Origin of the sequence: Corynebacterium drakensteinense (assembly GCF_041224285.1) — a bacterium.
Classification (GTDB): Bacteria; Actinomycetota; Actinomycetes; order Mycobacteriales; family Mycobacteriaceae; genus Corynebacterium.
The window spans coordinates 220031-246300 of the sequence record NZ_JAXOFP010000002.1 but is presented as its reverse complement, the minus strand read 5'-3'; the positions used below and the strand labels follow the sequence as shown (position 1 = coordinate 246300).

22 protein-coding genes are annotated in these 26270 nt (G+C 57.4%); 21 read left to right on the top strand and 1 reads right to left on the bottom strand.

Annotated features, from left to right (window positions below; genetic code table 11):
- The 3 genes from U1140_RS02530 to U1140_RS02520 form a co-directional block, all read left to right on the top strand.
- Window positions 1-1145 (top strand): GA module-containing protein (locus U1140_RS02530; RefSeq protein ID WP_369845892.1); only part of this gene is annotated, 1145 nt, incomplete at its 5' end.
- Window positions 1146-1441: 296 nt separating this feature from the next.
- Entirely contained in the window at window positions 1442-2737 is a 1296-nt protein-coding gene (locus tag U1140_RS02525) for a hypothetical protein (RefSeq protein WP_369845891.1), read from the top strand.
- A gap of 151 nt (window positions 2738-2888) precedes the next feature.
- Complete coding sequence (locus U1140_RS02520; protein ID WP_369845890.1) at window positions 2889-3287, top strand: hypothetical protein; 399 nt, start codon at window positions 2889-2891, stop codon at window positions 3285-3287.
- On the opposite strand, the gene U1140_RS02515 is transcribed toward U1140_RS02520, so the two are convergent.
- Window positions 3257-4420, bottom strand: a complete 1164-nt coding sequence (locus tag U1140_RS02515) for a glycerate kinase (protein WP_369845889.1) — start codon at window positions 4418-4420, stop codon at window positions 3257-3259. The two genes, U1140_RS02520 and U1140_RS02515, sit on opposite strands and share 31 nt — an antisense overlap.
- Window positions 4421-4693: 273 nt before the next feature.
- Here U1140_RS02515 and gdhA point away from each other — a divergent pair, with 273 nt between their 5' ends.
- The 18 genes from gdhA to U1140_RS02425 all read left to right on the top strand — a co-directional run bounded on the left by gdhA (window position 4694) and on the right by U1140_RS02425 (window position 26216).
- On the top strand, window positions 4694-6037 hold the full coding sequence (gene gdhA, locus U1140_RS02510) for an NADP-specific glutamate dehydrogenase (protein ID WP_369845888.1): 1344 nt from the start codon (window positions 4694-4696) through the stop codon (window positions 6035-6037).
- Window positions 6038-6169: 132 nt separating this feature from the next.
- Window positions 6170-6892 carry a F0F1 ATP synthase subunit B family protein gene (locus U1140_RS02505; RefSeq protein WP_369845887.1) on the top strand — a complete coding sequence of 241 codons (723 nt, stop codon included), beginning with the start codon at window positions 6170-6172 and terminating at the stop codon, window positions 6890-6892.
- A 129-nt stretch (window positions 6893-7021) separates the two neighbouring features.
- Window positions 7022-7564 (top strand): YceD family protein, encoded by a 543-nt coding sequence (locus U1140_RS02500; RefSeq protein ID WP_369845886.1) that lies wholly within the window; start codon window positions 7022-7024, stop codon window positions 7562-7564.
- Between the two features lie 40 nt (window positions 7565-7604).
- Window positions 7605-8318, top strand: a complete 714-nt coding sequence (gene rnc, locus U1140_RS02495; RefSeq protein WP_369845911.1) for a ribonuclease III — start codon at window positions 7605-7607, stop codon at window positions 8316-8318.
- A 3-nt stretch (window positions 8319-8321) separates the two neighbouring features.
- Window positions 8322-9176, top strand: coding sequence for a bifunctional DNA-formamidopyrimidine glycosylase/DNA-(apurinic or apyrimidinic site) lyase (mutM, locus tag U1140_RS02490; RefSeq protein WP_369845885.1), 855 nt, complete (start codon window positions 8322-8324; stop codon window positions 9174-9176).
- A 19-nt stretch (window positions 9177-9195) separates the two neighbouring features.
- Window positions 9196-10677 (top strand): alanine/glycine:cation symporter family protein, encoded by a 1482-nt coding sequence (locus U1140_RS02485; RefSeq protein ID WP_369845884.1) that lies wholly within the window; start codon window positions 9196-9198, stop codon window positions 10675-10677.
- Between the two features lie 36 nt (window positions 10678-10713).
- Window positions 10714-14172, top strand: a complete 3459-nt coding sequence (gene smc / locus U1140_RS02480; protein WP_369845883.1) for a chromosome segregation protein SMC — start codon at window positions 10714-10716, stop codon at window positions 14170-14172.
- 76 nt (window positions 14173-14248) lie between these two features.
- A complete protein-coding gene (locus U1140_RS02475) occupies window positions 14249-15124 on the top strand; it encodes a glycine betaine ABC transporter substrate-binding protein (protein ID WP_369845910.1) in 876 nt (291 codons plus the stop codon).
- A 281-nt stretch (window positions 15125-15405) separates the two neighbouring features.
- Window positions 15406-16989 carry an HNH endonuclease signature motif containing protein gene (locus tag U1140_RS02470; RefSeq protein ID WP_369845882.1) on the top strand — a complete coding sequence of 528 codons (1584 nt, stop codon included), beginning with the start codon at window positions 15406-15408 and terminating at the stop codon, window positions 16987-16989.
- Window positions 16952-18556, top strand: coding sequence for a signal recognition particle-docking protein FtsY (gene ftsY / locus U1140_RS02465; protein WP_369845881.1), 1605 nt, complete (start codon window positions 16952-16954; stop codon window positions 18554-18556). The genes U1140_RS02470 and ftsY overlap by 38 nt, the downstream gene beginning before the upstream one ends.
- A 24-nt stretch (window positions 18557-18580) precedes the next feature.
- Window positions 18581-21388 (top strand): DUF4040 family protein, encoded by a 2808-nt coding sequence (locus tag U1140_RS02460; RefSeq protein ID WP_369845880.1) that lies wholly within the window; start codon window positions 18581-18583, stop codon window positions 21386-21388.
- Between the two features lie 3 nt (window positions 21389-21391).
- The gene (locus U1140_RS02455) at window positions 21392-21739 is read left to right on the top strand and encodes a sodium:proton antiporter (RefSeq protein WP_369845878.1); all 348 of its coding nucleotides are present in this window, start codon (window positions 21392-21394) and stop codon (window positions 21737-21739) included.
- Window positions 21739-23325 (top strand): monovalent cation/H+ antiporter subunit D family protein, encoded by a 1587-nt coding sequence (locus U1140_RS02450; protein WP_369845876.1) that lies wholly within the window; start codon window positions 21739-21741, stop codon window positions 23323-23325. Before U1140_RS02455 ends, U1140_RS02450 begins: the two co-directional genes overlap by 1 nt.
- Window positions 23325-23696, top strand: coding sequence for a Na+/H+ antiporter subunit E (locus tag U1140_RS02445; protein ID WP_369845874.1), 372 nt, complete (start codon window positions 23325-23327; stop codon window positions 23694-23696). Before U1140_RS02450 ends, U1140_RS02445 begins: the two co-directional genes overlap by 1 nt.
- Entirely contained in the window at window positions 23693-23953 is a 261-nt protein-coding gene (locus U1140_RS02440; protein WP_018119796.1) for an MrpF/PhaF family protein, read from the top strand. Before U1140_RS02445 ends, U1140_RS02440 begins: the two co-directional genes overlap by 4 nt.
- Window positions 23953-24345 carry a cation:proton antiporter gene (locus U1140_RS02435; RefSeq protein ID WP_369845872.1) on the top strand — a complete coding sequence of 131 codons (393 nt, stop codon included), beginning with the start codon at window positions 23953-23955 and terminating at the stop codon, window positions 24343-24345. The genes U1140_RS02440 and U1140_RS02435 overlap by 1 nt, the downstream gene beginning before the upstream one ends.
- Window positions 24346-24483: 138 nt before the next feature.
- Entirely contained in the window at window positions 24484-25806 is a 1323-nt protein-coding gene (locus U1140_RS02430; RefSeq protein ID WP_369845870.1) for an ammonium transporter, read from the top strand.
- A 71-nt stretch (window positions 25807-25877) separates the two neighbouring features.
- A complete protein-coding gene (locus tag U1140_RS02425; RefSeq protein ID WP_369845868.1) occupies window positions 25878-26216 on the top strand; it encodes a P-II family nitrogen regulator in 339 nt (112 codons plus the stop codon).
- The last annotated feature ends 54 nt before the right edge of the window (window positions 26217-26270 follow it).

Genomic DNA, 26270 nt, shown 5'->3' with positions numbered 1-26270 from the left:
CGCTGCAGAAGTTGATGGATACGGTTCAGGTTGTTGGTGAGAATCCTGTTGCGCCGTTTGGTCGTGAGGATGCGCCTAAGCCTGGGGTTCCGTCTGGTGAGGATGAGGCTGGAGTTGATGAGGCTCCTGAGTCGCCGTTGGTTGGTCAGGTGTTGGCTGCTGCGAAGCAGCGTGCTTTGGCTTCGGTTGAGGCTAATGAGTCGATTAATCCTGAGCAGAAGAAGGCGTTTAAGAAGAACATTGAGGATGCTTCTGATTTCGCTGCGCTGCAGAAGTTGATGGATACGGTTCAGGTTGTTGGTGAGAATCCTGTTGCGCCGTTTGGTCGTGAGGATGCGCCTAAGCCTGGGGTTCCGTCTGGTGAGGATGAGGCTGGTGCTCATCGTGCTTTGCTGAACAATGAGTTGGGTGTTAATTCGAATCCTGCGTTTGATTCGATTAAGGAGTTGTTGACTGCTGAGGATTTGGCTGCGCCGTTTGCTCAGCATCGTGATGAGGTGGCTGAGCGTGAGGCTGCGGAGAAACTGGCTGCATCGAAGACGGCTGCGGCTGCTGAGGTTGAGGGTGCGGTTCATCTGACCGAGAACCAGAAGTCTGAATTCAAAGGTCGGATTAATGCTTCCGCTAGTGTTGCAAATGTAGCTGCGGTTGTTGATGAAGCTCACAAACTTGCTGATAAGCAGGCAACTGAAGAAGCGGACAAAGGTGAGCTAGCTGACGAGAAGGTGCAGGCTCACCAGATTATCGATAGCCTGGACAAGCTCTCGCCAGAGCAGAAAGCTGAATTCAAGAAGCAAGTTGCTGATGCTAACACCGGTGCATATGTTGCCCATGTTGTTGAGCGCGCACAAGAAATGAATGCACAGCAGCATCCATCCGGTGATGGTACTGGTGCACAAGAACCAGGCAAGCCAGGTAACAATGAAACACCAGGCAAGCCAGGTAGCGATAACAAACCAGGCAAAGACCAAAAACCTGGTAGCACGACTGATGCGTTCAAGGGCTTCTTCGGTCTTGCAGCGGGGATGGGTGTATTCGCGCTGATCTTCGGCGGCATCATGCACACCATCAACCACTTCGATGGCTTCGGCGTAATCCAAGAACACGTGCGCAATGCATTCGCGAAGATTGGTATCCGCTTCTAGGCTTGTTGCTTGTCGGGTTGGGTTAATCGGCCCAAACTAGAAACCGGTTTCGATCACAATGTAGAGCCGCCGTCCTCACACCGGACGGCGGCTTTTGTCACAGTTAACGCCGGGAATGAGGTCTGCATTACTCCAGTTCAGGCATAGTTTTTCGTTGACAGGGTGCTGTTATCTTTTTGGCGACAAACGCACGGTAATTTTTGTTCAATAACACAAAATTCCGACTTATTGTTTGTTCTACAAAGCATCAGTAATCTGCTGGTGTGCCCTGAGTACTAACTTGAAAGGGGACGATCGTGTCTAACCTGAAGCTTGTCGCCGGAACCGTGAAGCGTCGTGGAATTGCTATTGCGGCGGCTGTGGCTGTCGCCGGAGGCAGCCTCGCTACTGCCAACTACGCAATGGCAGTAGAAGCAAACGAGCCAACCCAGCAAGAGCTGGAAGCTGAATTCCTTGGAACAGAAGCGGGGAACATCGCAGCTGAAACTGCGAATGAATACAACAAGGCCCTGAAATCTGGTGCGACCGAAGACCAACTCCGTCAGATCCTGGAGAACGGCCTGAAAAGTGCTGCACAGGCTGATGACGCCGGCTTCACTGCAGAAGATCTTGCTGAATATGACAAGAATAAATTGAACAACGAGTTGCAGGACATCGTTGATTCTACGAAGCAGTCCCAGGAAAAAGAAATTCCTGCCCAGCCTGAGAATCCAGCCGCAAAGTGGGCGACTCCGGCACCTGAAGGTAAGTACTCTCCGCAGCGTTTGGAAGCTGAATTCGGTGGAACCGACGAAGGAAAAGCAGCAGAGGAGACTGCACGCATCGTCGCCGATGCTCTTCGCCGTGGTAAATCTGATGATGAGGTCCGTCAGCTGATCAAAGATCGTTTGGTGGCTGCAGGGTTCAAAGAAGATGAAGTTAACCAAATCTCGGACGACGAAGTTAATGCTGTCTTCCAGCAGGCAAAGAAGAAAGCAGGCCAGGATATCCTGGATCTCAACGAAGATCGTCAGGAAGCGCTGGTTAAGCTTGGTGAGCTCGAAAATCTGAACCCATTGCAGCGCAGCATCTTTGAAGGTCAAATCAAGGCTGCGGTAACGAAGGATGAAATCAATAAAGTCTTCAACGCTGCCACGGCTGAGAACGCAAACCCTGTTCAGCAATTCGCGCCGGTCCCAGGTCAGAACGCCCCAGAGAAAGCTGGTGAGCAGACGGATGTAGAAAAGGCATTGGCTCACACCAAGCAAGAAGCACTCAAGAAGCTTGAGGGCTTCACCTTCCTGACAGATCAGCAAAAAGAAGCTTATAAGAAGCAGGTGGAGGCTGCTACCCAAGTCATCGAGGTCGAAGAAACCTTTGAATCCGGTGAGGCTAAGAACACTGCGAACAAAGCAGCTAAGGAAGCGACCAACTTCGTCGGTAAAGCATTGGCCCGTACAAAGCAGCTAGCCCTGAAGCAGCTGGACGGTTTCTCCACGCTGACCCACGAGCAGAAGAAGGAAGCCCGCAACAAGATCCTCGCTGCTAAGCAGGTCTTCGAAGTCGAAGCTGCTTTCCACGCTGCAGAAAAGCTGAACAAGGTTGCCAAGTAAGCAATTTTGGCACGCCAATTAGCGTGACTTTTCCATCCTAGATTGCCGTTGCCCCTAATGGGGTGGCGGCTTTCGTCGTCAAGGACATGCGTGAATAAACGCACAAAAATCGTTCTAGTAAAGCTATGCGTATGAGGGTAGGCTTATCGGCATGCCAACTATTCAGTTTGACGTTCTCATCCCAGCAGAGCAAGCACAGCGCCTGCGTGAAAACTACGAACTCGCCTGCACCAAGCTCGTCAAAGCCGAAATGCTGGATTCAGCAAAGCTTTCCTTCGATGACCAGCCCAAGGTCGATGCTGACGTGGTGGAACAATTGCACCGCATCTACGAACAAGAACACAACGACGACGAGCTCGAGGGCGGCGCCATGCACCGCTACCGCTTCCACGTCGACGGCGTGAAAGGTTCGGTGAACCAGCTGACGATGGCGCTGTCGCGCTTCCTCACCCCAGCAGCGCCATTGCCGAATGACCGCGTGCTGTTAGAAGACGAGAAAGCCTACGAACAGCCTTCGCTCTACCCCTGGACAGTCAACGTGTTCCGGTAGTTGTGGGCAATCTCTTCACCCGCTGCGCGTAGTTGTTTGGCCACATCTTTTCCTGGCTCCAGCTGCGCGCTGAGCACATTCTTGCCGGGGTTGGTGGCGAATTCAGCAGCGGCGATCGCCAGCACTGGGGCAGAGGCGGCCGAGGCATCGCTGGTGGCTTTTTCTTCTTGCGCAGAAATAACGAATTCTGCGATCTGGCCGACGACCTTGCCACGGCTGGACTGCTCATCAAAGCGGCCCTCGCCCGTGATCACCAGGTCGGCATTCGCAATTGCTGCAGGCAAGCCTAATTCCTTGGCGACGACCGCGGCACCAGGTAACACGTGCACATTGTCGTTGGTGCCATAAATCAGGCGTGACAACCACAAAAGCCCCACCGGTGTTGCTCCGGCTGCGCCCAGGTACTCTGCGGTGGGGTCGGTGCCGGTGACCTCACACATCTGGGCGATTGCCGCATCTAAATGCGCGATCTGCTGGTCATCTGCGCCCTTTTGCCGGGCAAACGTGTGCGCGGTGCCAGTGGGGCCCGTTGCCGGGGCGCTGGTATCGGCCAGCATTATGAATTCCAGGCCGGCGGCGGCCACGTTCAAGTTTGCAGTATCGATGTGGGCTAAACGGTCAAGCGGCCCGCCACCTTTTGGTAGCGGATAGCCACGCTGATCATGCGGTGCAGCACCAAGTGCTACGAGGATGCCCATACCTCCATCGGTAGTGGCAGAACCACCAAGCCCCAGCACCACCCGTTGTGCACCGCGGGTTTGTGCATCAGCGATGAGCACCCCGGTGCCGTAGGTATCGGCGGCCATGGCGCTATACGTGCTTGTGCCGGGCCCATCCAGCAGATCGCTTACTGCGGGCAAACCGGAGGCAGCCGCGATATCGATATAAGCAGTCTTTGCAGTGCGGTCGAAAATATAGCTGGCTTCGGTCAGACGGCCCGCGGCGTCGGTCGTCGGCAAGGTGACTGTCTCGCCAGAAAACCGGGAGGCGGTTCCTTCACCTCCATCGGCCATGCCAGCAGTGGTAATCGTCGCATCAGGGAACACGCGGGCGGCGCCTTCGGCAAGCCACTGCGCGGCCTCATCTGACGTGGCGAATCCTTTGTAGGAATCCGGGGCAATAACGATATTCATGTTCGTCAGACTAATCGAGGCATGAACATGATTGCCGAATGCCCGGCGGATCCGAACAGATTACCAATTGAATACCTGTCGAATGGCCGTTGAAAAACGACAGGGTATGGCGGTGCTAGTGCTGTGAAATATGACCGAATGCACACTTATGGGGGTAGTTTCCGATAGGATGACCGGTATGTTTCCGAAACCGCGGTGATCTGTGTTGCGAAATTTTCAGAACGGGACAAAACTTAAAAATTGTTGGTGCAATCCACAAGAAAGGTCACAGACGTGAACGTCGAAAAGCAAGTCAACAGCTACTACGACCGCCTGCTCGAGCGCAACGCCGGCGAGCCTGAATTCCACCAGGCGCTGGCAGAGGTTATGGACTCCCTCAAGATCGTTCTGGAAAAGGATCCGGAATATGCCAACTATGGCTTGATTGAGCGTCTCTGTGAGCCAGAGCGTCAGCTCATGTTCCGCGTGCCATGGACTGACGACAACGGCGAGGTGCAGGTAAACCGTGGTTTCCGTGTGCAATTCAACTCCGCACTCGGTCCATACAAGGGTGGTCTGCGTTTCCACCCATCGGTCAACCTTTCCATCATCAAATTCCTCGGCTTCGAGCAGATTTTCAAAAACTCCCTGACCGGTCTGCCAATCGGTGGCGGTAAGGGCGGTTCGGACTTTGACCCGAAGGGCCGTTCCGACGCTGAGATCATGCGCTTCTGCCAGGCATTCATGACTGAGCTGCACCGCCACATCGGTGAGTACCGCGACGTTCCAGCCGGCGATATCGGAGTTGGTGCCCGCGAGATTGGCTACCTCTTCGGCCAATACCGTCGCCTGGCTAACCAGCACGAATCCGGCACCCTGACCGGTAAAGGGCTGACCTGGGGTGGATCCCTGGTGCGTACCGAGGCCACCGGTTACGGCGTCGTTTATATCACCAAAGAAGCCATGAAAGAATTCGGCGAGACTTTTGAAGGCTCGAAGGTTATCATCTCCGGTTCCGGTAACGTCGCCATCTACGCTGCACAGAAGGTGCAAGAACTCGGCGGCACCGTCGTGGCGATGTCGGACTCGTCCGGCTACATTTCCACCCCGAACGGCGTGGATGTCGAGAAGCTGCGCGACATCAAGGAAAACCGTCGTGAGCGCATCAATGTCTACGCTGATGAAGTCGACGGCGTCACCTTCCACGAGGGTGGAAACATCTGGGAAGAAAAGGGCAACGTCGCACTGCCATGTGCAACCCAGAACGAGCTCGATGAAAACGATGCCAAGCGCCTGACAGGAGCTGGTGTCAAGTACGTCGCCGAGGGTGCGAACATGCCTTGTACCCCAGAGGCTGCGCACTACTTCCAGTCCCAGGATGTTGCCTTCATTCCAGGTAAGGCAGCTAACGCCGGTGGTGTTGCTACCTCCGCACTGGAGATGCAGCAAAACGCTACTCGCGATTCCTGGAGCTTCGAATACACCGACGAGCGCCTGCAGCAGATCATGGCAAACATCTTCAAGTCCATCTCGAAGACTGCTAAGACCTACGGCCGCGAAGGCGACTACGTCGCCGGTGCAAACATCGCTGGTTTCAAGAAGGTTGCCGACGCCATGCTCGCACAGGGCGTTATCTAAACCAGTGCTTTAGCAACGCTAGTTGTTGGCGCTTGCACGCAAGCGCGGGCGCTGCAGACCAATCGGGTCTGTCACGTTATTTCTCGACGTGGCAGACCCGTTCGTCGTTGGTCCTCGTTTAAAATAATCGTTATGTACCGTGTCTTTGAAGCGCTTGATGAACTAGTCCAACACGTCGAGCAGGGCTATGGCGTGCCGATGACCTCCAACTGTATGGTGCCGCGCAATGAAATGTTGGCGCTACTGGATGATCTCCGCAATGCCTTACCGACGGAAATCGATGATGCACAAGATGTGCTGGATAATCGTAACGAGATTCTGACCGGCGCCGAAGAACGTGCGAGCCAAATCGTCGATGACGCCCAGGCTGATGCCGAAGATATTCTTGCCGACGCGCAAACCCGCGCCACCGACATGGTTGATCGTGCCGAGATGGACGCCGAAGCAACCACCACTCGCGCCCGCGATGAAGCAGAAAGCACCGTGACGCGTGCTCGTGATGAGGCTGAGCGTCTGGTCGCCGAAGGCAACGCCTCCTACCAACGCAGCGTCGACGAAGGTATCGCCGAACAGCAGCGTCTGGTTTCCGAGGCCGAAGTTGTGCGTCGTTCGGAAGAAGAAGCACAGCGCATCGTGTCTTCGGCACACTCCGATTCACAGCAGCTGCGTACCGAATGCGATGACTACATTGATGCCCGCCTGGGTGAATTTGAAGAAAACCTCAATGGCGTGTTGCGTACTGTCACGCGAGATCGCGCTGCGTTGCGTCGGGGAGCAGGCGCCGGTGGGGCGGTTAGCGCCAATGGCCGAGGTGGCCGCCGCTGGCAAGACCGTGAAGAAGACTACGACTATTAGTAGCTGCTGACGGCTGCGCCGCCGAGTAGCCGTCACTGTGCTGGCTGTTTGCCGCGATGTGCTGGTTTCGTCGCCAAGCGAGGGCGCGAACGTTATGAGACAACTCGTCCCGGTATGCTAGGAGAAGTTATGACTTCACCATTTGTTTTTGATGTCAAGGCGCTGCTCACCCAGCAGCAGAGCCCAGAACAGATCACACACACCGGACCGGCCCCACGACGTATCGGTGCAGAAATGCTCGCGATCGAAGAAGGCGCGCAAGTTACTGTCGACGCAGTTTTGCACTCGCTCGGATCCGGCATCATGGCCGACGCGGATGTGAGCGCCGTATTGCGCGGCGAATGCTCGCGTTGCCTGAGTCCGCTGGAGCGCCCGACCACGGTACGGGTGAGCCAAGTTTTTTCAGCCGACGACGAGTTCATCACCGGCGATGCAGAAGATGATGACGATGCCGGTTCTGGTGACGAGATCCCGCAGGTCAGCCACGAAGACACGATTGACTTGCTGCAGACCGTTACGGATGAACTCGTGATCACCTTGCCATTTAACCCAGTCTGTGAAGATGGCTGCCCGGATGATGCCCCCACCCCGGCACCGGATGGAGTCTCTGGTGAAGAATCACACGCACGCGTCGATCCGCGTTGGGCGGGGCTGGAGAAATTCCGTGACTAGGTCGAACAAGAAACCGCGGCTTTCGGGACAAGAAGCACTCATGCATGCTTTTAGCAGCATCGACCACACTCCGTTGGTGCGCCAGCTGGGCGTCGAGCTTTCCGACGATTATTTGTGCTTGGCGCTGACCCACCGCTCGTTCGCCAACGAAAACGGTATGTTGCCGAATAACGAGCGCCTGGAGTTTCTTGGCGATGCCGTGCTGGGGCTATCGATCGCCGCGAAGCTTTACGAGCTGCACCCGGAGCGTCCAGAATCGGATATCTCGAAAATGCGTGCCTCGATTGTGTCCCGCTATGGGCTTGCCGACGTCGCCCGAGAGATTAACCTCGGCCCACATATTTTGCTGGGCAAAGGCGAAAAGCTGAACGACGGCGGTAACAAAGATTCTATTTTGGCCGATACCACCGAGGCATTACTGGGAGCGATCTACCGGCAGTACGGGTTTGAGACCGCGCGGGAAGTCATTTTGCGCCTGTTCGCCACAAAGATTTCCGGTGCCTCCGCACGCAATCGCAACCTGGATTGGAAGACAACGCTGCAAGAAGCCTTAGCCGAAGCCAAGTTGCCGATGGCGGTCTATACCGATGAGCGCACAGGCCCGGATCACGAGTTGACGTTTTATGTCACCGCGACGGTCGGCCAGACAGAAGTCGGCCATGGGGAAGGTCCCAACAAGAAAACCGCCGAACAACACGCAGCGCGTGAGGCGTGTGAGCTGGTTCGGACCAACCCCGGCGCGATCCAGGTCTAGGCCGTGCCGGAATTACCCGAGGTCGAAGTCGTTCGCTCTGGCTTGGCGCAACACACCACCGGCGCGCGGTTTCTCGGCGTCGAGGTGTTGCATCCGCGCGCTAATCGGGGGCAAGAATTTCCGCTGGCTGGATTGCTGCAGAATACGGTGATCACACGCTGGTCGCGGCGTGGGAAATTCCTCTGGGCTGAGCTTGCCGACGGTCAAGCGCTGTATGTGCATCTAGGGATGAGCGGGCAGATGCTCGTTGGCGAGCCTGGGCAGGTTCGTTCGAAGCATTTGCGGATTCGCGCTGAGATCGAGGTGCCGAATGCGGCCGGCGATGGCGTCGAAAAGCGCGAGCTGGCATTTGTTGATCAGCGGACGTTTGGGCGTTGGTTGGTCTGCGAATTCAGCGAGGATAATCCGGGGGTGCCAGAACCTGCCGCGCATATCGCGCCGGACCCGTTTAGCCCAGATTATGATGTCGTCGCCGCCGCTCGGGCGCTGCGGAAACGTCGTTCTGCGGTGAAATCGGTGCTGTTGAACCAAGAGATCGTGTCTGGCATCGGCAATATCTACGCTGATGAAGCTTTGTGGGCGGCACGGATTCACCCAGCACGGCCTGCGAATAAGCTGTTGCAACGGGAAGCGGTGGCGTTACTGGAAGCCGCACGCGAGGTGATGGCGAAAGCGCTGGATGCTGGCGGGACGAGTTTTGATGCGTTATACGTCAACGTTGATGGTGGTAGCGGATATTTTGAGCGTTCGCTGAATGCCTACGGGCAAACCGGGAAACCGTGTCGGCGCTGCGGAAATGAGATTGCGCGAATCGTGATTAACCAGCGATCGTGTCACTATTGTGTTGTGTGCCAATAACGCTATAAGGTTTACACCTATGAACTTCCTGGAAAGCGTTGAAGGCGTCATTGTTAGATTCAATGACGGCATTTGGGCCGCCATCCCGTGGCTGTTGATTCTCTCTGGTGTGTATTTTGCGGTGCGCACGAGCGGTGTGCAGGTGACCAAGTTCGGTGATATGTTCCGTTCGCTGGGTGAGGGGCCGAAAGGTAAAGGCAAAAACCTTGACCCAGAATATGGCGGCATTTCCGCTTTCAAAGCCTTCACGATTTCCGCGGCTTCCCGCGTCGGTACCGGAAACATCGCTGGTGTAGCTGTGGCGATCACCATCGGTGGCCCCGGCGCAGTGTTCTGGATGTGGGTGATCGCCCTGGTTGGTGGCGCGACTGCCTTTATCGAAGCGACGCTGGCGCAGCTGTGGAAGACCCGGGAAGAAAGCGGCAACTACCGTGGTGGACCGGCGTATTACATGACGCGTGGTTTGGGCTTTAAGCCACTGGCTGCGGTGTTCTCCGTGGCATTGGCTTTCACCTTTGGTTTTGTCTACAACGCTTTCCAGTCGAACGCGATCGTCGATACCATGTCTACGTCGTTGAACGTGGAAGGCTGGGCATTCAACCTGGTCATCGGGATCGTGCTGGCTGCTATCTCTGCCGTTGTCATCTTCGGTGGCGTGCAGCGAATCGCGAACTTTACCCAGATCATCGTGCCGTTCATGGCCGGTCTTTACGTGATCATCGGCGTCGTCGTGATCATTCTGAATATCAACGAAGTTCCAGGCATGATTGCTCACATCGTGGGCCACGCTTTCGGCGTCACCGAGGTGGTAGGTGCCACCGTCGGCGCGGCGTTTTCGCACGGTATGCGTCGTGGTTTGTTCTCCAACGAGGCTGGACAGGGTTCGGCACCGAACGCGGCGGCGACTGCGACTGTCTCGCACCCGGTCAAGCAAGGGCTGGTGCAGACCCTGGGCGTCTATTTTGACACCCTGCTGGTTTGCTCGATCACCGCGTTCATCATCTTGCTGGGCGGTGACCACAAATACGGCCTGGACAACGTTGAAGGTGCAGCATTGACCCAAAGCGCACTGGCCAATGAGGTCGGTACCTGGGGCATCCACATCGTCACCTTCATCATTTTCTGCTTGGCCTTCTCGTCGGTACTGGGCAACTACTACCTGGCACAAACCAACCTGCAGTACCTGACCAATTCGCCGAAAATCCTCAACGGTTTCCGCGTTGGTGTGCTGGCATTCATCATCATCGGTTCTGTCACCAGCATCCCGGTGGTTTTCGCTCTGGCCGATACCTTCGCTGCAACGATGGTCGTGCTCAACCTGATTGCGATCATTCCGCTGGGTGGCGTTGCGCTGAAGCTGCTGAAAAACTACAACCAGCAAAAGCGTCAAGGCAAAGACCCGGTATTCCACCGCGACATGGTGCCAGGCCTGAAAAACGTGGAAGTCTGGGACGGTTCCGACCCGGTTACGCGTCGCGACGACCAAGAATCCACGGCATAGCTGTAGCTTGCGATATAAAGCTGTACTAAAGGCTGTATGCACTTAAAAGCACTCACCCTGAAAGGGTTTAAATCGTTCGCCTCGGCAACGACGATGAAATTCGAGCCCGGCATCTGTGCAGTTGTCGGGCCGAACGGCTCTGGAAAATCCAACGTCGTCGACGCACTTGCGTGGGTGATGGGGGAAGGCAGCGCGAAAACTCTGCGTGGCGGAAAAATGCAGGACGTCATTTTCGCCGGCGCGGGCGACCGCAAACCGCTCGGGCGCGCCGAAGTCACGCTGACGATCGACAACGCCGATGGACAGCTGCCGATCGACTACACCGAAGTCAGCCTGACCCGGCGCATGTTCCGCGATGGCGCTAGCGAGTACGAGATCAACGGCTCGAAAGCGCGCTTGGCGGATATCCAGGAGCTATTGTCGGATTCCGGCATTGGGCGCGAAATGCACGTCATCGTCGGGCAGGGAAAGCTGTCCGAAATCCTGGAGTCCAAACCCGAAGAACGCCGCGCGTATATCGAGGAGGCCGCTGGTGTGCTCAAACACCGTCGGCGGCGGGAAAAAGCGCAGCGCAAGCTAGGCGGGATGCAGGCGAATCTCGACCGCCTGCAAGACCTGACTGACGAGCTATCCAAGCAGCTCAAGCCATTGGCCAGGCAGGCCGAAACCGCGCGCAAGGCGGCGACGGTACAGGCGGAGGTGCGCGAGGCGCGCTTGGTGCTGGCGGGTGAAAAGATCGTACGGCTGCGGGGATTGTCACAGAAAGCCAGCGCAAAGGCAGAAGAACTTCGCGCGCGGGTAGAAACCAGCCAGGAACACCTTGCTGCGGCCGAATCGCGGCAGTCGGTGGCCGAAGAGCAGCTGGCAGAGATCACCCCGGCGGAACAAGATGCGCAAAACCTGTGGTTTCGCCTTTCCGCATTATCGGAGCGCATCGCTGCAACCGTGCGCATCGCGTCGGACCGGGCACGCAATTCCGGAAATATTACTCCGTATTCCGGGCAGGACCCGGATGATCTCGAAGCACGTGCGCTGCGTGCGGATCAAGAGCATGAAGAACTCGTCGAAGCAGCTGAGCAGGCAGCTGAAGAACTCGAAGAGATTCGGGAAGAAGTCGCTGAGCTCGCCGAAACCCTGCAGGAGGCTGAGCGCGAGCATCTGGCAAGGCTGCGTGCGGAATCGGACCGTCGCGAAGGCGTGGTGCGCTTGGTTGCCGAAGAAGAATCGATTTCCCAACAATTAGTCAGCGCGCGCGAAAACCTGACACGGGCCGAAGAGACTGGCGAGCAAGCCCGGGCGCGGCTGCGAGAAGTGCGTGACGAAGCCCGCCAGTGGGCAGAAAAAACTGCCAGCCTGCAGGTGGAGCGTGAGAACTTGGCATCCCGGGCGCAACAGGCGGCTGCGGAAGCGAAGGCTGCCGAAAGCCGTTTGGATGAGCTTCGCGAAAGCCAACGCGAACGCGAGCGGGTTGTCTACACGCTGCAGTCGCGGATTGAAACGCTGCAATCGCAAGCGCCCAGTTTGGATATTCGCGAGCACTTGGATGATTCGTGGCGGCAACTGGTGGATTTGGTGCGGCCAGATGCCGGCTGGGAGGCCGCGCTTTCTGCTGCGCTTGGCGAATCAGCTCAGGCACTCGCGGGCCCAGTAGGCCAGGAGCTTATCGCCGGTGCCGTAGATTCCACGCGCGCCGTGCTGGTTGATACCAACCGCCGCGGCTCGGCTTGGCACGTGGATTCTGCTGTGCAGGCGGACTGGTTGGTTGATCACATTACCGTCGATGCTTCCGTGGCTGTGGCGGTGGGCCGCATGCTTGCCGACGTCGTCGTGGCCGCCGATTATGCCGCCGCGCAGGAACTCATTAACGACGATCCACGTCTGCGGGCAGTCACCCGCGAAGGCCTGCTTATCGGTGAAGGCTGGGTCGAGGTCGGCTCACACGCGGGCTCAGCCGTGGAACGCAGCGCAGAGATCGCCGATGCCAGCCAGGGGCTGAATACCGCACGCGCTGAGCTAGAACAGCTTTCTGGAACCATCGAGGGAGCGAAGCAATCAGCGGAAGAAGCTCGCCTGGATTCTGCCCACCACGGTGCGGCGCTGCGCGAGCATGATAAAGACATCGAAGCTGCCGAACGCGAACAACAACGCGCGAAAAAGCAGGTCGATCGCTATAGCGCGGAATATGACACGGCGTTGCAGCACGCAGACCACGCCCGGACGCGCAGCGAAGAACTGGAACAACAACACCGTGAGGTTAGCGACCGGCTCGCCCGCGTCGACAAGCAGGACGGCGAGGACAACGATGATGAGGCCGCGGCGGAGCTAGACCAGCAACGCCAGGCCGCGCAAGTCGCGTTATCGCAGGCGAAAGCCCGGGAAATGGATGCCGCTGTGGCAGCCCGCAGTGCGCAGGATCGGGCTGGTCAGGCGCAGGGGAAAGGCGACGGGTTGCGTCGTCAAGCAGAACACGAGCGCCAAGCGAAGCGTCGGCATGAACAGGCGATGGCGCGGCGCAGGCAACAGGCTGAACTGGCGCAGGCGGTGTTGGAACATGCGCAGACCGTCGCGGAGAAGGCAGATGCTGCGACGGATACGGCGGCGCGGCGTCGTGATGAGCTGACCGCGCGGCGCAACGAGACCGACGCGCAGTTGAGTACCGTGCGGGCGCAGGTATCGGCGGCACGGCGGGCGCTGGACCAGGTGACGAAGGACTTTCACGCCGCGGACATGGAGGCCTCGCAGGCGTCGGTGCGCGTAGAAGAAGCCGAGAACAAAGCCGGCGAGCAGCTGGGCATCGCGATCGAGGACCTGGTGCGCGAGTACAGCCCCGGTGAAGATTTCGACCGGGCGGCAGAGACGAAACGCCTCAAGCGTGCGGAAAAAGACCTGGGAGCACTGGGCAAAGTCAACCCGCTGGCGCTCGAAGAATACAAAGCGATGGAAGAGCGCTACAACTATCTTTCGCAGCAGCTTGACGACGTCATCCAGACCCGGCGGGATCTGCAAACGATGATTGAGGACGTCGACAAGCAAATTCTGGAGTTGTTTACCCAGGCCTGGAAGGACGTCGAGGCCGAATTCCCGCGGGTGTTTGGCACGCTGTTTCCCGGCGGTGAGGCGCGTTTGCTGTTGACCGAGCCCGAGGACATGCTCAGCACCGGCATCGAGGTCGAAGCGCGGCCGCCGGGCAAGAAGGTGAAACGCTTGTCGCTGCTATCCGGCGGGGAGAAGTCGCTGACGGCGCTGGCGATGCTGGTGGCGATCTTCCGTGCTCGCCCGTCGCCGTTTTATGTGATGGATGAGGTTGAGGCCGCACTCGATGACGTGAATCTGCGGCGGTTGCTGGCGCTGTTTGAGGAGCTGCGGAAGGATTCGCAGTTGATTGTGATCACGCACCAGAAGCCGACGATGGATGTGGCGAACGTGCTTTATGGCGTGACGATGCGCGCGGATGGTGTGACGCATGTGCTTTCGCAGCGGCTCGCGCGCGGGTAGCAGTGGGGAGTCTGGGGCCTGGGGCCGATTTCCCGACCCGCGTATGGTTTCCGTACCCGCGTAGGATGGCAGCGTGATGAAGAAAACAGTTTTTGTGTCCATGCTCACGGCGGCTTCGGTGACGTTGGCTGCGTGCTCGAGTGAATCCAGCGACGGTGATGATAAGGAACTCACCCTGGGATATATGACGGCCTGGAGCGATATGCTGCTGATGGCCAATTTGATTGAGTACGTCGCTTCTGAACATGGCTATAGCTTTGAGCACACCGAGGTCAACGACGTCGCGGCGGTGTATACGGCGGTGTCCAACGGCGATATCGATATTGTGCCGTCGAGCTGGCCTGAGCGCACCAACAAAGACCAGTGGGAGCGGTTTAAAGACAATATTGAAGACGTCGGAGTGTTCTTCCCGAACGCCCGGCTGACTTTGGCCGTCCCGGAATACAGTGATTTAAATTCGATCGACGATCTGGCGGGGGCTGAAGACCGTCTCGATGGCGACATCATCGGCATTGAGGCAGGATCGGGCGCGGTCAATGTGGTGCAAAATGAGGTTATGCCAGCCTACGGCCTGGATGCGTATACCTTGAAGACCTCATCGACACCGGCGATGTTGGCAGAGCTTGACGACGCCATCGCCGACGAGCGTGACATCGTAGTGACGCTGTGGCGGCCGTACTGGGCGAATAATTCCTATCCGGTGAAAGACTTGGCCGATCCGAAGGGCGCTTTGGGTGACCCAGAGGGCCTGCACACGTTGGCACGCCCGGATTTCACCGCCGAGCACCCAGAGCTGGCGGAGTGGATTTCGGAGATTTCGCTTTCCGACGAAGAATATGGCGCGCTGGAGGATCTGCTGCTGAACAAGTACGACGAGGGTGAGGAACAAGAAGCGATCGCCGAATGGATCGAACAGTATGGCGATTCTCTGCCTGCGTGGCCAGAGCAGTAATTGGCGCTGTGCTGGTGGCTGTGTTGGTGCGATACGGGGTTTCTGGTAGCTGAGTTGGAGTTTCCCTGGGGGCGGGCGGGTTTTCGTCTCCAAAATTGGTGGCAGTCATTTCTTGCCTGGACTTTGCATTCGAATCTTATTGCGATAGGATAAGGGCGCCAGAGTTTTTAACGCAGTCTTTATGGGGCGTTGCTATCTAGTGTCGTTATTATTTAGCGCCGTCGCAGGCGGTGCCGTAGCGGCTGACCGCCAACACAGTAATCGGGAGGGGAGTTCACGAGATGCAGAAGCTACATGTTGTATCTAGGTGTGAGCGCCCCGCTCTTTGTGCGGATAAACCGCCGCAACTGCTGGCAATCGTTGAGCAGATCACGAGCGGGTTTGACCAGCTCCTTTCGTTGACTGTCGGTCCCGACAGGGCAGGCGAGGCGGCAGACGACGCGGCTGTAGAATTTGACGAACTCCGAGCGGCATTCGAAAAGCTAGAGGCAACCGTGGCGAAAAAGGCGTTGCTGGATGCGTATTTTGCGCAGGCGGCGGCGCAGGCTGATGCCGGGCGAATTGTTGGATCATCTAAAACCATTCAGTACCTCATGCAGGTGCTTGGTCTTTCACGTGCAATGGCGCAGGGGCGGTTAGACCAGGCGGCGCTGCTTTTCGACGTGCCGAATACGGAAATCGACGAAGAAAAATTAGCCGAGCTCGGGATCGATAGCGAGCAACGTCTGCGCATTCGCGAACAGATGAAAAAGCGTGACAATGACACACGCACCGCCCAGGCGAACAGCATTCAAGAGCAACTCGAAGACCCTGTTCCGGAACATGTGCTGGCGATGATTCGTCGTGAAGCAAAACAGCTGTTGCCGTTTGCACTGGTGTCACCGGTACAGATTATGCAGGAAGCGATTGCAGAATTTCGTGGCGGACGCGATCTGCGAGACCTTCGCGCATGGTTAGTGGAGCGAATCCGTGCCGCGAATAGCAATGTTGATGATCATGCACTAACCCGTGGGCGGGCGGAATCGACTCGGCGGCGCGGCTTACGTTTTTCTGAGCCAGATAAATATGGCGGCGTGCGCTTTTCGGGATATTTGGATGCTAAGCGTGCGGCAGTCATCAAAGCGGTGATTGGTTGTGGTGCTACACCACGCGATGAATCTAGCGATTCACGCACGCTCGCGCAGCGTCGCGTCGACAAGCTTGCGGACCTGTGCCTGCACGTAGACCGCTACCGGCAGCACCGCAATGGCGGAGTCAGCAGCATTATTGTGACCACTACCGTTGCAGAACTGGAAAACCTGACCGGCTCGACGTTGTTGACCACCGGTACCGGTGATCAACTCACTCCGCAGGACCTGCTTGCGCTCGGGGCAGCAGCTCATGACTTTGTTTCGTTGACCACGCCTGGCGGTTCGTTGCCATTGGCATTGGCGAAGGGGAGAAGAAACGCTAATTTGTATCAGAAATTAGCGCTTGCGACCACGGAATTAACGTGCACGCACCCCGGTTGTTCGACGTATTGGTACGAATGCGATGTTCATCATCTTGATCCTTGGATTGCCGGTGGCAGAACTGATATTGCAAATATGACGTTGCTCTGTCGGGCACATCATACCGATAACAACGACAAACACAATGGTAATAACAATATGGGGCATGCAGAAAGAGACCCGAACTCCGGAAGGGTCGGGCATAGGTATGCCGATGGAAGATTCGCCACGAATCAGTCGGTGGCAGCCGAGCGGGCACCCGGCGCGAAGCTGCGCCGGGAAAAACAGAGTGCCAATTCGAGGGCTACACATGTAAAAAACAAGGAAGGCTGCCAGAATGGAAACCATGAATACTTCAGAATCATGGTGGGATAGCCTCGTGGATTTTGCGACCAACAACGCGGTCGCATTTTGGGTGATCGTTGCTGCCGTTGTGGTGGCGCTGATCGTCATCATCGCTTTAATCATCGGCACCAAGCGCAAAAAATCAAAGACGGTGAGCTTTGGCGCCGACGAAACAGATGAACCGAAAGAGCTCACGCAACAGCAAAAGTCCGGTAACTATCAGGCCACCGGTGGTTTTAACTTCTCAGCCGGTGGGGCAGGAGAGAAGGCGCCGGTAGCGAAACCGGAGCTGAAGCCTGAGCCAGAGCCCGAGCTAGAGCCGCTGGTTGATTCCGAGCCAGAGCAGGAAACTAAGGCGGAGCCAGGGCCTGAAACCGCAGAGCCAACCGATGAAGAGCCAACCGATGAAGAACCTGCCGATCAAGTTCAGCCTCAGAGCCCCGAGGCGAGCGAACCTGAGGTTGCCGAACCTGAAACCGCAGAACCTGAAGCCGCAGAACCAGCGGAGACCGAAGAACCAGTATCGGACGAATCCGAGACTGAGCAGGATGAGCCCGAACAAGTTGAACCTGAACAGACGCCAGCAACAGAGCAAGCAAGCGAAGACATTGTAGAAGCTCCTGCAGAGCCAGCCGCAGAACCAGCGCCGCAGCCGCAGGACGAAATTGCGCCAGCAACCGGACGCCTGTCGAAGCTGCGTGGTCGACTGTCGAAATCCCAAAACGCTATCGGCCAGGGCGTGCTTGGCTTGTTGACCGCCGGGGACCTCGACGAGGACGCTTGGGAAGAAATCGAAGACACCCTGATCATGGCGGATCTGGGCACCAACGCCACCATGAAGGTCACCGAGCTCCTGCGGGAAAAGATCACCGAGCGCGGTGTATCCAGTGAAGCCGAAGCCCGCGCCATGCTGCGCGAAGCCCTGATTGAAGTAGGCAAGCCCGAAATGGATCGCTCCATCAAGGCCATGCCGCACGACGGTAAGCCAGCCGTCGCCATGATCGTCGGCGTTAACGGCACGGGGAAGACCACCACGACCGGCAAGCTTGGGCGCGTCCTCGTCGCGATGGGGCACGACGTCGTCTTCGGTGCAGCCGATACCTTCCGTGCGGCCGCCGCTGACCAGCTCGAAACCTGGGGACGACGTGTCGGGGCGACTACAGTGCGTGGCGCCGAAGGCGCAGACCCAGCTTCGGTTGCTTTCGATGCCGTCGCGACGGGTGTCAATGAGGGCGTTGATGTGGTGCTGGTGGATACCGCCGGGCGCTTGCACACCTCGAATAACCTGATGGATCAGCTGGGCAAGGTCAAGCGTGTCATCGAAAAGAAGGCAGCCGTCGACGAGGTCTTGCTCGTCATCGACGCCACCGTCGGCCAAAACGGTTTAATGCAGGCACGCGTGTTCCGCGAAGTCGTTGACATCAGCGGAGTCGTGCTCACCAAACTCGACGGCACCGCGAAAGGCGGCATCGTCTTCCAGGTGCAAGAAGAACTCGGAGTCCCCGTCAAGCTCGTTGGATTGGGTGAGGGTGCCGACGACTTGGCACCATTCGAAATTGAGTCCTTCGTCGACGCACTCCTGGGAAATGAACATTAGCGAACCGTGATACTCTAATCGACGATGATTTTTTCCGTATTAGCGCTACTCGGGGTGACGGTGGCCAGCGCCCCGCTTTTTTCGCGCCTGCTAGGCCGAAACGCGGGTTGGGTGTTGGCTCTACCGCTAATCATTTCGACCGCCCTGGCGGTCTCGGTATATGACGGGATACACACGGAATCAGTGCCGTGGATTCCCTCGCTTGGGGTGGATTTTAATATCCGCCTCGACGGTTTATCGTTCGTATTCCTACTGCTGGTCCTCGTGATCGGTGCCGGGGTGCTGATGTATTCCACGCGGTACCTGCACCACAAAGATTCCGCGTTCTACTTCTTCATCGTCGGCTTCGCCGCGGCGATGGCGCTGTTGGTCACGACTGACAACATTTTTGTCTTCTACGTCGCGTGGGAGATGACGACCCTATGTTCGTTCTTCCTCATCGGTAATTCGGGGGAGAAGGGCCACCAGCCCGCCATCCGTACCTTGCTTGTCACGGTGCTGGGTGGATTATTGCTGCTGACAGCCACCATCATCATGGCTGTATCCACGGGAACGCTACAGCTTAGCGAAGTCATCGCATCTGACTATTGGGCGGACAACCCTGGAGTCTTGACTGCCGTGGCGATGCTGGTCGCTGGTGCGGCATTCACCAAGTCCGCACAGTTCCCATTCCAGGCCTGGTTGCCAGACTCCATGGTCGCGATTGCGCCAGTCTCGGCATACCTGCACGCCGCAGCGATGGTCAAAGCCGGCATTTACCTCATTCTGCGTTACTCGCCACTGTTCGGCGAGGTCGCGATCTGGAATGTTTTGCTGATCGTGTGCGGTTTGTTTACCGCTGCATTCGGTGCGATGACTGCCGTCACGCGCGATGACCTCAAAGAACTGCTTGCCTACTCGACGATGTCGCAGCTCGGCCTGCTCGTCGCCACGGTGGGTATCGGTACCGATGCCGCACTGACTGCCGCGATCGTGCATACCATCGCACACGCCTGCTTTAAGGCAGCGCTGTTTATGTCCGTCGGTATCGTCGAGCATGAATCCGGCACGCGCTTGTATTCCGAGCTGCGCTACGTGCGCACAAACATGCCGATCACGAAAACCCTCGTGGTCATCGCTGCCGCTTCGATGGCGGGCTTGCCGCTGCTGTTCGGTTTCATCTCGAAAGAAGGCTTGATCGAAGCCGCGCTCGCGGCCCCATTCGGCGATCACATCAACGTCATCATCACCGGCGGTGTTGTGCTGACGTCGATGTTCACCTTTGTGTATTCCTTCAAGTACATCATCGGTGTCTTCGGAGCTCGCAAAAACGCTGAGATCGAAAAAGAGGTTGCCGAGGCTGCTCCGACTTTCTGGATCATTCCCGCGTTGCTGGCCGCACTTACACTCGTGCTCGGTCTTTACCCGGGTGCTGTCGATGGTCTTGTCGACGATGCCGCGCTCGCAGCAACCGGCGCAGACCAACATGTGCACCTTGCGATTTGGCATGGCTTCAACATGGCACTGGGCATGTCTGCGCTCATTATCGTCGTCGGTACGTTGTTGGTTCTCAACCGCGAGCAGCTCTTCCGTGCGATGTCCGTCTTCGGCGCACCGCTGACTGGACTCTACGTCGTGGAATTCCTGCGCCAGGGAATCATCGACACCGGTAACAAGTACTTCACCGCAGCCACGGGCACGACTTCGATGCGGCGCCACCTGGTGCTACCGCTGCTCGGCGTGATCGCGTTGACCGTTGTCGGAATTTTCACCCTGAACGATCTTCCAGAAGTCGTTGGCGAGCGCGCCTGGGCGATTGACTGGATTTTCGTGCTGCTGGTGGCGATGGGTTGTATCGCTACCGTGATGGCGAAATCACGCCTAACCGTGGTGGTCGTTGTTTCCATTGCCGGTTTCGGCATGTGCCTGTGGTTCTACATCCTGGGTGCCGCCGATGTGGCGAATACCCAGTTGACAGTCGAGATCCTCACGGTCTGCGTACTCGTGCTGATCTTGCACCGTCTGCCAGACCACTTCACGCCGGATACCCGTCGTTCGCACTTCTGGTCCATCGTTCTTGCCGTTGCCGTGGGTGTCTCCACGATGCTGGCTGTCTTGGCACTGACCGGACGCCGTGAGATCTCCGATGTCTCCGAGTACTTCCTACGTGAAACCGAGGAACTGACCGGCGGCTCCAACATCGTCAACGTCATCCTCGTAGAATTCCGTGCATTCGATACGTTGGGCGAGCTGACCGTGTTGGGCGTGGCTGGTATCGCAATCGCCGTGCTGTTGTCGAACAACCGCCTGCTTGCCGTCCACGACACTCACATGGACAAGCACTCGCCGCTGATCGACGCCCGCGCGAACTCCGTGTTCTTGCGTTCGACGACGAAGCTGGTCGGCCCGATCATCGTCGCTCTGTCGCTCTTGCTTTTCTTCCGCGGCCACAATGAAGCCGGAGGTGGCTTCGTCGCTGCTTTGATCGCTTCCGCTGGTTTCGCGCTGGTCTACCTGTCCGCGCCATCGAATGCCGAGGCAAAGATTCGTCTGCCATACATGGCACTGATTGGTGGTGGCATCACCATTGCCGTGACGACGGGCCTGTTGGGCTTCGTTGAGGGCTCGTTCCTCAAACCACTAGATACCCACATTTTCGGCCTGCACTTGTCGACGGCCTTGCTGTTCGACCTTGGTGTCTACCTGGCCGTGATCGGCATGATCCTTGCAGCGTTCAACCTGTTGGGAATGCCGCGGCTGAATTCCGATGAAGCCGATGCCCGTGAGCCAGGAGCGGATGCGGATCTTGCAGACCGGTCCCTGGAAGCCGAACCCCAGGCAGAAAGGAACTAACCCATGACTCTCGCCATTTCTGCCGGCTTGCTTGTCGGCTGCGCGGTGTATCTGATGATGCGCCGGGACATGCTGCGCATTGCGCTCGGCTTTACGCTGCTTTCGCACGGCGCCAACCTGATTCTTATTGCCGCCGGTGGCACTGCCTCGCGCAACGAACCATTCGGTAGCCACGACGCTGCTGCCGTTGCCGAAGCGGCAGACCCGCTGCCGCAGGCGCTGGTGTTGACCGCCATCGTTATTTCCTTCTCTATCTCGGTGCTGATGTTCGTGACCGCCGCCGTCGGAAAGAAGGATGACGCCACCCGCCCAGAAGTTAACCTCGCACGCGAGCAGGATGTGGTTCTGTAATGGATATAGCTGCACTACTACCACTGTTTACTGCGCTACCACTGATTTTGGGTGGCGTGCTGGTTGTCGGCCACCGCTTCCAGTTCCTGCAAGACTTCGTTTTGTTTGCCACCCTCATCGGCGCCGTTATCGCCTCCGTAGCGCTGTTCCCGCTGGTATCTGACGGGCAGACCATTGCCCACGGCATTGGCATGTGGGGCTTCGGCTATTCGATTCCCTTCGTTGCCGATATGTTCGCGGTGCTGATGCTCGTGACGACGGCCGTGCTCGGCCTGGTGTGCGCCTGGTTTGCCGCAGCGAGTGGTCTGACGAAGCAACGTTTTTCCGCCCCTCTGATTTTGATCTTGATGGCGGGTGTCTTCGGTGCCATCCTCACCGGCGATTTGTTTAACTTCTTCGTCTGCTTGGAGATCATGCTGCTGCCGTCCTACGGGCTGTACGCGCTGACGATTCACAAGCGCGGTGGATCTTTGCTGGTTGGCGGCATGCGCTTGTTCATCGCCTCGAACCTGTTGGGCTCGACGCTGTACATGGTCGGAGTCGGCCTGGTGTACGGCACCGCGGGCAGCATCAACCTCGCCGAGCTAGCCGGTGCAGCGAAAGAAGACCCAGCCGTCGCGTTGGCAGGCTCAGTGTGCCTGTTGGCGATGTTCATCAAGGCCTCGATCGTGCCGGTACACTCCTGGTTGGCGCAGACCTATCCGTATACCAGCCCAGCGATCACCGCGCTGTTTTCTGGCCTGCACACCAAGGTCGGCGTCTACATGATCTACCGCATTTACGCGGTGCTTTTCGACGGCGACGAGCGCTTCTTGTGGGTCATGGTGGCCCTTTTCAGCCTGACGATGCTGGTCGGCGTGTTAGGTGCGGTCGGTGAAAAGACCACCCGTTCGATTCTTGCCTTCCACATGGTCTCGCAGCTGGGCTACATCATGATGGGTGTCGCGTTGTTCACTGAGCTTGGTATGGCAGCCGGCATTTTCTACCTGGTTCACCACATGATCGTGAAAGCCTCGCTGTTTATGTCGACTGGTGCCATCGAAGTGAAATACGGCACTGGTGAGTTGGGCAAAGTTACCGCGATGGCGAAACGCGAGCCAATCATGGCCGTGGCATTCTTCGTTGCTGCGCTCTCGTTGGCTGGTATTCCACCATTTTCTGGTTTCGTCGCGAAGTTCTCGCTGATGATGGCCACCTGGGATTCTGGTTGGATCTATGCGCTGGCCGTCATGGTGGTTGTGTCTCTGTTCACTCTTCTGTCCATGCTGAAGATTTGGGGCGGAGTATTCTGGGGCGACCCGAAAACGCCGGTTCCGGATCCAGCCGAGGGCCAAGACCCCGACGGTGCGCACGCCACGTTGGGTGGCGGTGTCGCGACCTACACTCGCAGCGACTCGCAGACTTTGACCGAAACCTCCACGAAACCGAAATCCCGTATTGGTTTCTGGTTGGCAGCTCCGGCTGTGATTACCGCAGTGATCACGCTGGTGCTGGGCATCGGCGGTGAATACTTGATGCAATTTTCTGAGGTGGCCGCGAATAACCTGATGGATACCTCCAGCTATGTCGAGGCGGTGAAGAACTAATGGATATTCTGACGTGGCCATTCCGCATGATCGGTTTTTGGCTGTGGTACCTGAAAGAGTTCGTGGTCGCCAACATGTCGGTGATCCGCGACATCATCTCCCGCGGCCACGATTCCACCCCGGGTGTTGCTTGCTACGAGTCGCGCTGCTTCAAGGCAGGTCACTACACGTTGTTCGCAGCGCTGGTGACTATCACACCGGGCACGCTCGTCGTCGGTGCGGGCGAGACCAAAGATGGTGTGCGCATCATGTATGTGCACGGCATGTACAACAAATCGGCCGATGAACTGCGTGAAGATCTGCGGGATATGGAAGAACGCATGCTTAAAGGAATTATGTTCCGTCCGCGACTGAATGAGGACGCCAAATGACAACCGTAATCGCAATCGCAATCGTCATGATCGCCCTGTCGGCTCTCCCAGCCGCATACCGCATGCTGGTCGGGCCTACGCGATCTGACCGTGTATCCGCCGCGGACTTCCTGTTGTTCGTCCTGGTCGCGCTGTTGGGGCTGAGCGGGTTTTTGAAAGGCTCGGGTTATACCTTTGACCTGATGCTCGTGGCCTCGGTGGTGGGCTTTTTGTCCGCGGTCTCGCTGTCTCGTGCTTTGTTGAGGGGTGCTCGTTAATGGACGTTATGGAAATTATTTCCTCGATATTCATCCTTATCGGGGCCGCCAACTTCGTTATCTGTGGCGCGGGCATGCTCACATTCCGCGATGTTTATGCCCGCATGTCCGTACTGTCGACTGCCTCAGGCTTCGGCGTCTCTATGATCATCATTGGCGTGTTCTTATTGGAGCCGAGCTGGTCGACGGCGGTGGTCGGGATTGGCGCGATTATTTTGTTGCTGGGCACCTCGGCGATCGGGTCTATCCTGATCTCACGCTCGTCCATTCTGCGCCACGTCGCCATCGTTGACGTGCAGTTTAACGAGGCAAATGTCTGGGAAGGTGAATTCGTTTCGCCCTCAGATTTTGCGTACAAACAGGCGACCGGGCAGGCGCGAAAGCGCGACTAGCCCAAGAACCTCCAAGCCCCAGGCCATCCGGCCTGGGGCTTTTTTGCTTACCCCATATTAGGGAACTAACTATTCTTCGATAGATATTTAGTACCTGTAGTACTACCGTTATCTGTTGTAGGCACGAGAGGAGAAAATATGGAAACGGTAATAGTAGGCAATGCCGCCTGGATGTTGATGAGCGCATCTCTGGTTTTGCTCATGACTCCAGCGTTAGCTCTTTTTTACGGAGGCATGACAGAGCGCAGAGGTGTGCTCAACATGATGCTGATGTCTTTCGGTTCACTCGCCGTGGTCAGCATGATCTACATTCTGTGGGGTTGGTCGATGAGTTACGGAACACAATCGTGGGCCGGGATCGTCGCCAGCCCCTTTGAGTTTTTCGGACTCAAAGATTCCATCATCGATGGCTCCGGCGACTACCTAGCCGGGGCAGAAGGTTATGCCAATATTATTGATATTGGCTTCCAGCTCACCTTTGCCGTGATCTCGACCGCAATTATCTCGGGTGCACTGGCAGGGCGGGTGAAGATTGGTACGTGGTTGGTATTCAGTGGGTTGTGGGCAACATTCGTATATTTCCCACTTGCGCACATGGTCTGGGGCGGCGGCATCCTGGCTGAAGGCGACAACAGCGTGACGGCCTGGATCTTCGGCGCAGAAGGCGGGGAAGCGCTCGTCGCCCCAATCGACTTTGCGGGCGGTACCGTCGTGCACATTTCCGCTGGTACTGCAGCCCTGGTGTTGGCGATCGTCGTCGGTAAGCGCCAAGGATTCCCGAAAAGCGTGCAGCGTCCGCACAATCTGCCGATGGTCATGCTGGGCGCCGGCATGCTCTGGTTTGGTTGGTTCGGATTCAACGGTGGCTCGGCTTTCGCTGCCGACGGCTTGGCTGGTTTGGCCTGGGTGAACACTACTGCGGCTACTGCGGCGGCGATCACGGGATGGTTGCTCGTCGAAAAGCTTCGCGACGGTTACTGCACCTCGTTGGGTGCTGCCTCTGGTGTAGTTGCTGGTCTGGTAACCATTACCCCAGCCGCCGGTGATCTCAACCCGGTGACATCGCTGCTTTTGGGTGTTTTCGGCGGCATGCTTGGTTGCTTGGGCGTCGGCTTGAAGTTCCGCTTCGGCTTCGATGACTCGCTCGATGTGGTTGGCGTGCACTTGGTGGCTGGCCTGTGGGGCACGGTCGCTGTGGCATTCGTCGCCAATGATCGCGGCATCTTCACCGGTGGCGGTGCGGAAGGTTGGAAGTTGTTGATCGTGCAGATCTTGATCGCACTGATTGCAATGGTTTTCACCATTATCATCACCACCATCATCGCGCTGATTCTGAAGTCCACGATGGGCTGGCGCGTCTCTGAACAGATCGAAGCCGATGGCATCGACTTCGGTGGACACCGTGAAACCGGCTACGACATCAGTAGCCGTGGTGTGCGTGGCCACACGAGCCGAAACTAAGATAGCGGGCAGACCGAGCCATGAGACACGTCCAGAAGAGCCCGGACAAGCCCTGATAACAAGGAGAAGCAATGAAACTCGTGACAGCCGTCGTCAAGCCCTTTACACTCGACGACATTCAAGAAGCACTGGCCAAGATCGGGTCGCCAGGCATGACGGTTTCCGAAATCGAAGGCTTTGGTCAACAGCGCGGAAACAAAGAAATCTACCGCGGTGCGGAATATGCGACCTCGTTTGTGCCGAAAACCAAGATCGAGCTGATTGTGGTCGACGATGATGTAGAAGCTGTGGTCGACGCTATCGTCGAGGCCGCATGCACCGGTGAAATCGGTGATGGCAAGATCTGGATCACGACCGTCGAAGACGTCATCCGTGTGCGTACGGGGGAGCGTGGTGAAAAAGCGATCTAGTGCGGGTTGATATGACCTGCGCGGGTGAAACCGGCTAGGCTGGTAGGGCTAGTA